This is a genomic window from Vibrio ouci, assembly GCF_004551525.1.
In the GTDB taxonomy this organism is placed as follows: Bacteria; Pseudomonadota; Gammaproteobacteria; order Enterobacterales; family Vibrionaceae; genus Vibrio; species Vibrio ouci.
In genome coordinates this window covers 40,552-51,494 of the sequence record NZ_SATR01000033.1, presented here as the reverse complement: position 1 = coordinate 51,494, position 10,943 = coordinate 40,552, and the positions used below count along the sequence as shown (strand labels likewise).

The 10,943-nt window shown below is 43.9% G+C and carries 8 protein-coding genes; 3 read left to right on the top strand and 5 right to left on the bottom strand.

Annotated features, from left to right (window positions below; genetic code table 11):
* Window positions 1-460 precede the first annotated feature (460 nt).
* A complete protein-coding gene (nagE, locus tag ELS82_RS18320) occupies window positions 461-1,936 on the top strand; it encodes an N-acetylglucosamine-specific PTS transporter subunit IIBC (protein ID WP_134836759.1) in 1,476 nt (491 codons plus the stop codon).
* Between the two features lie 58 nt (window positions 1,937-1,994).
* Here the strand turns inward: nagE and ELS82_RS18315 are convergent, their stop codons facing one another.
* The 3 genes from ELS82_RS18315 to ELS82_RS18305 all read right to left on the bottom strand — a co-directional run bounded on the left by ELS82_RS18315 (window position 1,995) and on the right by ELS82_RS18305 (window position 4,962).
* A complete protein-coding gene (locus ELS82_RS18315; protein ID WP_134836758.1) occupies window positions 1,995-2,927 on the bottom strand; it encodes a universal stress protein in 933 nt (310 codons plus the stop codon).
* Between the two features lie 90 nt (window positions 2,928-3,017).
* On the bottom strand, window positions 3,018-4,304 hold the full coding sequence (locus tag ELS82_RS18310) for a sensor histidine kinase (protein ID WP_134836757.1): 1,287 nt from the start codon (window positions 4,302-4,304) through the stop codon (window positions 3,018-3,020).
* Window positions 4,288-4,962, bottom strand: coding sequence for a response regulator transcription factor (locus ELS82_RS18305; protein WP_134836756.1), 675 nt, complete (start codon window positions 4,960-4,962; stop codon window positions 4,288-4,290). The genes ELS82_RS18310 and ELS82_RS18305 overlap by 17 nt, the downstream gene beginning before the upstream one ends.
* 411 nt (window positions 4,963-5,373) lie before the next feature.
* On the opposite strand from ELS82_RS18305, the gene ELS82_RS18300 reads away from it, so the two are divergent.
* Entirely contained in the window at window positions 5,374-6,210 is an 837-nt protein-coding gene (locus ELS82_RS18300) for a LysR family transcriptional regulator (RefSeq protein WP_134836755.1), read from the top strand.
* Between the two features lie 21 nt (window positions 6,211-6,231).
* Here ELS82_RS18300 and ELS82_RS18295 read toward each other — a convergent pair whose 3' ends face one another.
* Window positions 6,232-7,263, bottom strand: coding sequence for an HlyD family secretion protein (locus ELS82_RS18295; RefSeq protein WP_134836754.1), 1,032 nt, complete (start codon window positions 7,261-7,263; stop codon window positions 6,232-6,234).
* 3 nt (window positions 7,264-7,266) lie between these two features.
* Window positions 7,267-7,773: a magnesium transporter gene (locus ELS82_RS18290; RefSeq protein WP_134836753.1), complete on the bottom strand. Its 507-nt coding sequence runs from the start codon at window positions 7,771-7,773 to the stop codon at window positions 7,267-7,269.
* Window positions 7,774-7,997: 224 nt separating this feature from the next.
* Between ELS82_RS18290 and ELS82_RS18285 the strand changes: the two genes are divergently transcribed.
* Window positions 7,998-10,925: an HD-GYP domain-containing protein gene (locus tag ELS82_RS18285; RefSeq protein WP_134836752.1), complete on the top strand. Its 2,928-nt coding sequence runs from the start codon at window positions 7,998-8,000 to the stop codon at window positions 10,923-10,925.
* The last annotated feature ends 18 nt before the right edge of the window (window positions 10,926-10,943 follow it).

The following is a 10,943-nucleotide window of genomic DNA, read 5'->3' as shown; positions in this document are numbered from 1 at the left end:
ATGAACCACGATTGATTAAAGCTTGGTTATATTGCTTCCAGTTAGTTGTTTTGTAGCGAGGCTTGGCCATTGATCTAAGTATTTGAGTGAACTTAGCTGATCAGATCGTCGGTTAATGAGTTAGTTCCCTGATTTAGGAAACAAAGCCGTCGTGAAATCGTAGGTTTACAATTAGTGTCATGCGAGTGATATTTGAAGAAGTAAAGGGCTGATAGAGCGGAAGCCTTAGTTAAAGTGTGGATTATATATTTAGTGCAACTTGTTGGGTATATAATTTATATCGATAAAACCTAAAAATGAGTAAAAGATGTAAGTAGTACTTTCGTAAAGTGGTGGTTTATTCATAGGCCTCAGAGTAAACCCCAGCCAAACATTAACAAACCTTAATCTTGCCTCAACCGAGGCTTAATCCACCTTTCGTTACTCTTGGGTCATAACAATTAACCTAAGAGGATGAAAGGTGAACATTTTAGGCTACTTACAAAAAATCGGTAAGGCACTGATGGTGCCGATAGCCGTACTACCTGCGGGTGGTTTAATGCTTGGTTTGGGTTACGCGATTGACCCAGCCGGGTGGGGCGCGAACAACGCCATTGCCAGTATTTTAGTTAATGGTGGCAAAGGAATAATGGACAACCAAGCGTGGTTGTTCGCGGTCGGTGTCGCTTATGGATTAGCTAAAGATAACAACGGTGCGGCGGCACTCTCTGGTTTACTTGGCCTACTGATCGTAGAAATGATCGTTGGCAATGTGAACGTTATATCCCAAATTACTGGGGTACCTGTTGAGCAGATGAGTTCATCGGAAGTCGTTGCCTCTAAGGCGGCGGTGAGTGCGTTTACCGGTATTATGATGGGTATTGTCGCGGCAACCTTATATAACCGCTTCCATACCATCAAACTCCCTGCGGCACTTGGCTTTTTTGGTGGTCGACGCTTTGTCCCTATTGTTACCTCTCTTGCGGCGATCTCTATTAGTTTGGTGATGGTGTATGTTTGGCCGGTGGTCTACGGCGCGTTAGTAAACTTCGGTATCGCCATTTCTGAAATGGGTGCAACGGGCGCAGGTATTTATGGCTTCTTTAACCGATTATTGATTCCAATCGGCTTGCACCATGCGCTCAACCAAGTGTTTATCTTCGATTTAGTCGGTATTAATGACATCAGCAAGTTCTGGTCTGGCACGGGTGAGTTAGGTGTAACCGGTATCTACCAAGGTGGTTTCTTCCCATTCATGGGCTACGGTCTACCTGCAGCATGTTTGGCGATGTACCACTGCGCTAAACCTGAAAACAAAAAGAAAGTTGGCGGCATTCTAGGTGCATCGGCATTAACAGCAATCTTAACGGGCGTAACAGAGCCAATTGAGTTCGCGTTTATGTTTGTAGCGCCAGTGCTTTACGTTATTCACGCACTATTGGCTGCGCTATCGCTATACATCGCAGCAAGTATGCAGTGGATAGCTGGCTTTACCTTCAGTGGTGGTCTCATCGACTTTGTATTGTCGTTTAATCTTCCGCTTGCCAACAAACCTTACATGTTGATTGTTCAAGGTATTTGTTTTGGTGCGATTTACTACTTCGTGTTCCGCTTTGCGATTTTGAAGTTCGACTTAAAAACGCCGGGTCGTGAAGATGTGGTTGCAGAGCAAGAGAGTGGTGTCACTAGCCATGATAAAGCGGCGCAATATTTAAAAGCTTTAGGTGGCCACGCCAACCTAACAACGATTGATTCGTGCATCACCCGTTTACGTCTAACCCTGAGAGATACGTCAGTGGTCAATGAAGAAACGTTAAAGTCTATCGGCGCGCTAGGCGTTGTGAAGATGGGTAACAACAATCTTCAAGTTATTGTCGGTACTGAAGCAGAAGAGATTGCGCACGCAATGAAGCAGATGTCAGGTTCAGAGCCAGTGGCAGCGAGCGTCGTGACATAAAAAGGTTGTCAAAAACTAAGGCCGAGCAACGTGCTCGGCCTTTTTGTATGTTTACTTATTAAATCTGAGAGCGAAATTGTTTGGATTTAAGTGCCACAAGTGAACAACTGACATTTTGTACGATGTTCTCAGCGGTATTTCCGATCATCACGCCTTGAATCCCAGTTCGAGCTAATGTTCCCATCACCAACACATCGACCTTAATCTCATCGACACAAGTTGGGATCTCATCATCTGGAGTGCCGTGAAGGCGGTGCAGCGTAATATCACCCCTAATTCCTGAGGCATCAATTAAGGCTTGTAACGCTTCTTTATGTTGCTTTTTAGCTTGAGTGATGTGACTTTCTAGTTCTTCGTCAGAGGCTTTAAACCAGACATTATCTTTCAGATAGCTTTCTAGCACATACTCCCAACAAGAGATGATATGCAGTTGGCTATCGCAATTATCAGCAATTGAACGGCTGAGTTGGAGAAGGTCAATGGATAGGGCGCGTTCTTCGTCTGTCGTTGCATTAGGGTTGACCGCAACTGCGACTCTTTGCTTGATGCTTGGTTTTTCTGATGGTCGATTAAGCCAAACAGGGCAAGGGCATTTACGCAGTAAGCTCATGTCGATGGCACGTAAGCCTTTTGCGTTTGTTTTGCTTTGCTCGGCATCTTTGAAAACGAGGTCAATATAGTTCTCTCGAATATAGCGAATGGCTTGCACGTCGGGCTTTTGCGCCGACGTTAGTGTAACAGGAAACGGCATATCCTCTTTGGATAGGTGATGGTCAGATAGGCTACTTTGGATCTGACTTTCAAGCGACTCTAGTAACGACTTTTCGTAATGTTCCTTATAGTCGTGCATATCATCCGGAAGGTGAGGGCACACAACAAGGCCTGCCAATTTGGCTTTATTGCGCCAAGCCAAACGAATCGACAAATCGAGCGATTGACTGTTATCCATCACGCCTTTACTCAAGAACAGTATGTTGTTGAATTTTTGCATAATCACCTCCTTGTACTTAAAGTTTTAGCGCTAAGCGATGAAATTTCCACTTTAAACTATAACATCACAAATAATAAGGGATTGTGCTGTTCAGTTAAATAGAATCCGTACTCTTAGCCCCGGTTTATTATCTTTAAGAATCAGACTTGCGCCGTGTTGGTGTACAACGGCGTCAACTAATGAAAGTCCAAGGCCATTACCATGTTCAGTGCGGCTTTTATCAGCTCGATACATAGGTCGGCAAACATGTGGCTTATCGTCATCTTCAATCCCGATACCGCTATCGGCAATCACCACGCCAAGCTGGTCAACAATCACTTCGATAGCGCCGTTATTGGGTGTGTATTTGACGGCGTTCTCGACTAGGTTAAACACAGCGCGAAACAGCAGCGAAGGATCGCCCTTTACATTCAGTGTTTGGTCTTCTCTAAACGTAATGTGAAGGTTTTTCTGTTCGGCAATTGGAGAGATAAACTCAGTCGCATCTTGGCTAATTTTACCTAGGTTAACCTCGTCCATCTGGCGATTGATTTGTCCACTGTTGATTTTAGCGATTTCTAACATGCCATTGAACAAGGATAAAATCAGTTCGAGCTCGTCATGACAGGCGGAAATTTGCTCTTGTTGGACTGGGTCTAATTGCTGGTGGGTCAATACGTCTTCTAATCTGAGTTTCAAACGCGCCATTGGTGTGCGCATATCATGGGCCATACCAACAGTAAGGGATTTGAGCGTCTCCTCATTTTTCGTCATCTGCTCAATCATGTAGTTCAGGTGGATGGCTAATATATCGAACTCATCATCTTGCTCAGACACTTTGAGTTTAACGTCGCGTTCACCGCAGAGGACACGGTTCATGGCTCTGTTGACGTTTTCCAATCGGCGCAAAATCAAAACGGTGAAGAACAGTGCCGCAACAAGCATGACCGCAATCGGCAATACAATGCTCGATAGCACTATCGGTACGAGGGCATTTCGGTAGGCCTCAACAACTTGAGGGTTTACACCAATCTCGAGTTTAACGTTGTCACCAATTGCGATGTTAGTCGTTTTGGTCGGCAGTGAACTGATCGGATAGTACTGAGAGATGTAACTTGGCTCGATAGGTTCAATTAATCGATAGTAAAAAGGCGTGTTAGATGTTTGCTTCGCTTTGAGTAGCTTTTCTACCTCTTCACGACTTTGCTGAGCGAGGTAGCTGAACTCCATGATCTCGTCATTGAGCTGCTTAGTCAGTTGCTGGCGATGAAAGCTATCAGAGTCAATGTAGACCTGTCGTACCACGATAATGTTGATGATGGTGATGACGACAAAAAGGCCAATTAAAGTCTTAAATACTGAAGAGCGAGTAAGCGTATAGTCATCGACGAAGGACATAGCCAGCCCCTCGAACCGTAGGCAGCAGGTCATGGCAGCCCGCATCTTCCAGTTTACGTCTTAGATTGGCGACGTGGACATCAATGACATTGGTCTTAGGGTCAAAGTGATAGCTCCAAATACTCTCAAATAAGCGCATGCGAGAAACGACTTGCTCGCTATGTTCAATGAAATGCTGAATTAGTTGGAACTCTTTCGGTTGCAGCTGCAGTTCGATTTTGTTGCAGGTGACGCGATGAGCACGCAGGTCTACTTCTAGGCAATCATAACTTAGTGAAGTTTGCGGGCGAGACTGGCGTTGAGAGCGATTAATGATGATATCAACACGGGCGATCAGCTCTGCTAGCGCAAAGGGTTTGATTAGGTAGTCGTCACTGCCAGCTTGGAGGCCGTCAACGCGATCCTCTACGCTGTCCATAGCACTTAAAATCAGTACCGGCAGGCTCTCTTGAGTTGCTTTGATGGCGGAGAGCACTTTCATGCCGTCGAGATAAGGCAGCATTCGATCGAGAATCACTAGGTCATACTCGCCACTGAGTGCCATCATCAATCCTTCATTGCCGTCAGCCGCTTGGTCGACAATGTAGCCATGTTCTTGTAGCCCTTTAGCAACAAATTCTCGTGTGGTTTGGTCGTCTTCAATGATCAGCAGTTTCACAGTCGCTCCTTATTCTCGCGTTACTATCATATCCGATTTGCTCGTCTTGATGGTGAGGAAAAAGAGGGCTCGCGTGACTAATGCGAGCCATAACGGTTTAGGGGGTAAACCGAAAAACTCTTTAAATATTAGGAGGTTTTATTATCTACTGTGGGCCATTCACTGAGTATTTATGAAACATTAAACTTTCTTAATGTTTGGATTTGGCTCTGCTTATACAAACAAACCCAACTGAGGCGAAAAAATGGATCTTCATTTACCAAGACAGAACCAAAGAAGGGCTAGTGAATAGGTTATTGTCGTTAGCGCTCTCGAAATGATTAATCCAACCCTCATTTTAATTCGCCCTAAGTTGGTTTCACCATTTTTATCCGTTAGATTATATGGATAACAATACGAGGCCAGCTACGGATGCACGATTTAAACGCTTTACATGTATTCCTTTCCTTAATGCAAACCCACTCAACCCAACGCGCGGCGCAAAAGTTAGGGCGTTCACAATCTTATGTTTCGAAGGTGCTCGCTCAGCTGAGAGAAGATTTAGGGGATCCTTTGTTTGTCCGTGATGGCAGTGGATTAGTGCCGACGGACTACGCACTGTCGATAGAACCTAAGCTTAAGAGTGCTCTAGAGCAGTTAGATTTGGCATTAGCGCCAGAAGAGTTTAACCCGAAAAAATTAGATAAAGTCACGCTGCATATTGTAGAGCCTTATTTGGTTGAAATTGGCAAAGACCTAATTAAGGCGATTCGTTCTGAAACCGATGCTCTTATCGAATTGCGCCAATGGAGCGAGCACAGTGAAAGTTTGATTCTTGAAGACCAAGTTGACCTTGGTTTGCATGTTTTGACCGACAAGCCGCAAAGCTTTTATCAAAAGAAAATCCACTCAGGTGGAGGGTACTTTGAAGGCAACCAAGGCGGGGAGTACGTGAAGTTTCTGATCTCCGGGATTAATGAGCACAGCGATCTGTATAAACAGCTCAAACCGGACCTACAAGCGGGAATCATTGTTGATAGTGTCGATTTGATCAACCAGCTTATGGATGATTGCTTTACGCTAAGATACGAGCCTTATTACGATGATGAAAGACTCTACCCGTTAAATCTCGACGTGGCGTTAATCTATAAAGCATCGTTAAGAGGAGCGGCGAAGCAGAAATGGCTAACAGATTTGATCATCCCAATCGTTGATGACCATATCGCGCAGCGAAAATCAAACAGAGATGGGCTAAAGCACCTTGGCTAAGGTGCTTTATTAGTTAGCGCGTTATAGCGCAGATAGATAAGATTTATACGCTTTTAATCTAACCGTTGCCGCGCCAATGATGTCCATAAAGCCAAGAGACTCGTGAGGCTTCTTCGCTGACACCCAGCCCGAACCTGTTGCGCCAATAGGGACGTTGTATCCTTCAGGCTCTTCAAACTCAATAACGATAGTACGTCCGTGGTTGCCCATGTTGTTTCCTACATGTTGGCGTACGTGCTGTGAACCATTCATGACAGATACGCGAGCCTCACCGGTACCTGCAGTTAAGCTGTGAACGCGGCCACGGAAGATCTCTCCCGGGTAGGCATTCACGTAGAACTCAGCAAACTGGCCAACTTCAATGTTACGGTAAGTTTGGTCGGCAATGCGCATTTCAACGAACTTTTTCCTCGTATCGTACAAGTGCATGTTACCTAAACGTGTGCCTTCAACAATGTTGGCAATCGAAAGTTGTCCATCAAATGGCGCACGAACTTCGCGGCGATCGTTTTGCCAGGTTGCTGTGGCAATTTGAGCTTCAACACTTAAGATTTGTGCATTCACAGCCGCAATCTTTGCTTCGGTAGATTCAATTCGCGTTCTTAAATCATCACGAGCAGATTCCTGAGCAAAATCATTAAGTCTAGTCAGTCTATCAAGTTGTTTTTTGTCGTTATTAATTTGATGAGTCAACGCCAAAATCTCAGCATGAGCGGCATCTTTTTGCGCATTCAGGCCATCGATTTGAGATGCGGTATCTTCTGTGCGCAGTGTGTAAATCAAATCGCCTTGTTTGAGTATTTGGTTATGCTGAACGAATACTTGCTCAACTTCCTGACCGACAAGCGGGCTAAGCACTGCATGAGGCGCTTTGACCGTCGTACTATCAGTAAGATCAGCCGGTGACCAGAAGCGGTGAGCGGTAAATAGTGAAAAAGCTAACAGGGCACCGATACCTACGATCACAACGGCGTTTTTTAACGTCCAACGAATCACGCCAGTTTTTACTAACAACCAGCAGATGAACACATAAGGGAGCATAATCTCTTTCATGATTTATTCCTTAGATTCAGTGACTGGCTTACGGCCGTTACGAATGATGTTTGATACCTCTGCTGCTAGTACATCCCAACGAGCGAAGGCGATAATAATAGCCAGAACCCACCATGTTTTATCAATGAACAAACCACACAGTGACAGGGCAAAAATAATCTGAGTATGAGCGCTCGACATCTTAGCGGCGCGGTGTACCGCGACTTCATGCAGTTGCCACATTAAGTAAACGACATAGACGAGAATCGCGACGGTGACAAAGAAGATGAAGCCCATGAATGCTTCTGAATCCAAAAGTTTCAAAATGGTTGGGTAGCCATTCGAAAAATACTCTTCCGGAAGGTCTTTACCGTGAATAGTACCGAGTTTAGAAAGCAGTACGGAAGCGCCAACCAGAGTGATTAGAGCTAACGACAGCTTAAGAAAGTAAGATAAAAATGTTTTAGCAATCCGTGTCAGCTTATTGTCCGTTCCTTGATGATGGGTTGGTAAATGATTGTTGGATGACATAGGTACAGCCTTAATTATTGCTTTAGACGAATAATAAGCGCTTAAGGGTGTAAATTTGGAATAGCCGAAATTCCAAGCCCACTTGTTATTGAGCAAAATGTTCGAATGCCTCACAACTATCAATTAAGTCAATGAGTCATATGTGAGAATTTCTGTTGTTTTCAAAAAGCCTAATAAAAAGTTGTTATTTTTATTGAGTCAGCAAAGGCTTAGGGAATGAATCAATGAACTTCACACGGGCAGTGTTACCAATTCATATACATTTAACAACGGTGATTATACTAGTTGTTGTATTAGCTTCAGGGATTCAAATTTGGCTAACAAATAAAGCGCTGTCAGAGGTCATATTTGAAGCGAATGCTAAGCTGTTTAATCGAATAGCCATAGAGACGCAGCACCAGCTTAACGAACATTATGGGACTGCATTTACTGCCATCGGTGCTTTCACTAAAAGTTACGCTGTCAATTCAACAGAAATTGAGGTGCGTGAGAAGAGTATTCCTCAACTTGCACAGTTACTGAATGAATTTCGCCACGTCTCATCGTATTCATTTTTCTATCCATCGGGTGATCTGATGTCTATCACGCGTGTTAAAGATGAAGTGATGGCTGAACGTTTTAACTTAGACCCCAGCATCAGATTTATTATTGCGCGCAACCATAAAGGCAAGATTCGAATTAGAGGGGTAGATGAGCACTTAAAACTCGTCACAGAACTCGATTCGAGTAAGGCTATTTTGTATAAGTCCCACAGTTACTTCAGTGATGCTCAAGAAACGATTACGTTAATATCTAAGCCTTCAATACACCCTACATCAGGAGCACTGGGCGTTTTTATTTATCGAAAAAATGCTCAAGGAGTGGTGATCACTGCAGAAGTGTTACTAGAAGATTTACAACGATCATTAACGGATACGTTGACTAACGAGTCATCTCTTCGTGTTCTTTACAATGAAGAGGGGCGAGCCTTTGCGGTAAGTGATAGCTCAGATCGAAATCACCCCCAAGCTCAGGTAGCGAGTAATGTAGATTCGTTACCAAATAAAGTTATCGCTTACGCTGTTGAGCGAAATAAAAGGGATGGACAATTAGGTGTGTTCGATTTTGAAGGTGAAAGGTGGTTTGGGCACGTGGTGATGTTTCGTCCTTCCTATGGTCAACAGTTCCATTTGCTCATGGCAGCTAAAGCGGATGACCTGTTTGATAATGGCCTCTTAATAAAACAGCAAACCATCTACACATCTTTGCTGATTCTACTCTTCATATTGCCGATTATTTACTTCATCTCGATGTACATATCGAAGCCAATAAAACGGGCAACTCGTAAAGCTAAAGATATCGAGAGCTTTAAATTTGATGCAGAAAACACGCTACCACACAGCTATATACGTGAAATTGAAGAGCTCAATCAGGCCCAAGTGTCTACAGAGTCAACCATTAGCCAATTTGTTTCTTTGACCAACAATATCGCGAACAAAGAGAACCTAGATGACGTGCTGAGCTTAGTGTGCCGTGACACCGCAAAAGCAGTTGAGGCAAGTGGAATATTTCTGTACCTGTATGACTCTGATAATGAAATGTTGGTACCCAAGTACGTTTGGTATCAAGGCCTAGAATCGCATCAAGCAACAGCGCGCTCACTTCGAGTCAGTGAAGCAAAGACTTTGATGGAAGAACTATTTGTCGCCAAGAAAATAATGATATTCGAGGCGGAGGATATAGAGCGACTTAATCTTTCCTGGGATAGCAACCGGAGTGGCAAAGTGGTGTGTATCCCGCTCATGGATCGTTCTGGAAGTGTGATTGGCTCGTTTGGACTTTTGTTTGAAGGAGACAACGCACTTGAACGTTATCACTCTTACGAGGACTATCTAAAGACTCTACTCGGTTTTACATCCGTTACGATCGAAAGCCACGAGATGATGGCTGCACAGAAATCTCTACTCGATTCATTTATCCAAGTATTCGCAAGCTCTCTTGATAGGAAATCACCATATACAGGGAATCACTGTCAGCGTGTTCCTGTCATTACTGAGTGGCTAACACAAGCAGCCGAAAACTCTCAGCAAGAAGTGTTTAAAAACTTCAGTCTCTCGAAAAAACAGTGGGAAGAGCTGAAAATGGCAAGTTGGCTCCATGATTGTGGAAAAATAACCACTCCGGAGCACATTGTTGATAAAGCGACTAAATTGGAAACGATTTATAACCGAATTCATGAAGTACGTATGCGATTTGAGGTTGTGAAGCGCGAAAAAGAGATTGAGTTATTTAAACTGCACTATGGTGAACTGCCGGATAAGAGCTTAGAGCAATTAGATGCGCATAATACTCAAGTAAATAATGACTTTGAATTTATAGCTGACCTTAATTTAGGGGGCGAGTTTGTGAGTGATGTTGATATTCGTCGTTTGGACAGTATCGCTAAGCAAACATGGACTAGAACCTTATGTAAAACTAAAGGTACGTCTTGGATAGAACAACAGAGGTACCTAGACCAGCAACCGACGCCCGCAGTGGAGCAGGTGTTGGCTGACTTGCCTGAACATCTAATCCCTTGGGACTTTCCACGGGTCAATGAAAAACGATTTACATTGAAAGCAACCGAATACCAAGCCAACCTAGGTGAACTCTACAATTTATCCACGCGCAGAGGAACGTTAGCAGACGAAGACAGGTTCATTATTAACGATCACATTATCCAGACAATAAACATCTTGGAGTCATTACCGTTTCCTAAACATATGCACGATGTGGCTAAAATCGCTGGTGGGCACCACGAAAAGATTAATGGAACTGGTTATCCGATGGGTTTAAAGGGAGATGAGATGCCATTAACAGCTCGAATCATCGCAATTGCGGATGTATTTGAGGCACTCACCAGTACCGATCGCCCGTACAAAAAAGCCAAGAGCTTATCTGAATCCATTAAAATCATGAGCTTTATGGTGAAAGATGGTCACCTAGACCCAGACCTATTTGAGCTGTTTTTATCTTCGGGTGTCTTCGAACGTTTTGCTAAAGAATATATGGAACCTGAGCAATGCGATCAGGTTGATTGTTCTCAGTATTTGAAAGATAAAACGTTAGCAGGTGTCAACGCAATGCAGAAATGTCCCTTTTCCTGCCAGTCTAAAGTGTCCCTAGATGCGTAGAAGCTTTTGATAGTAATG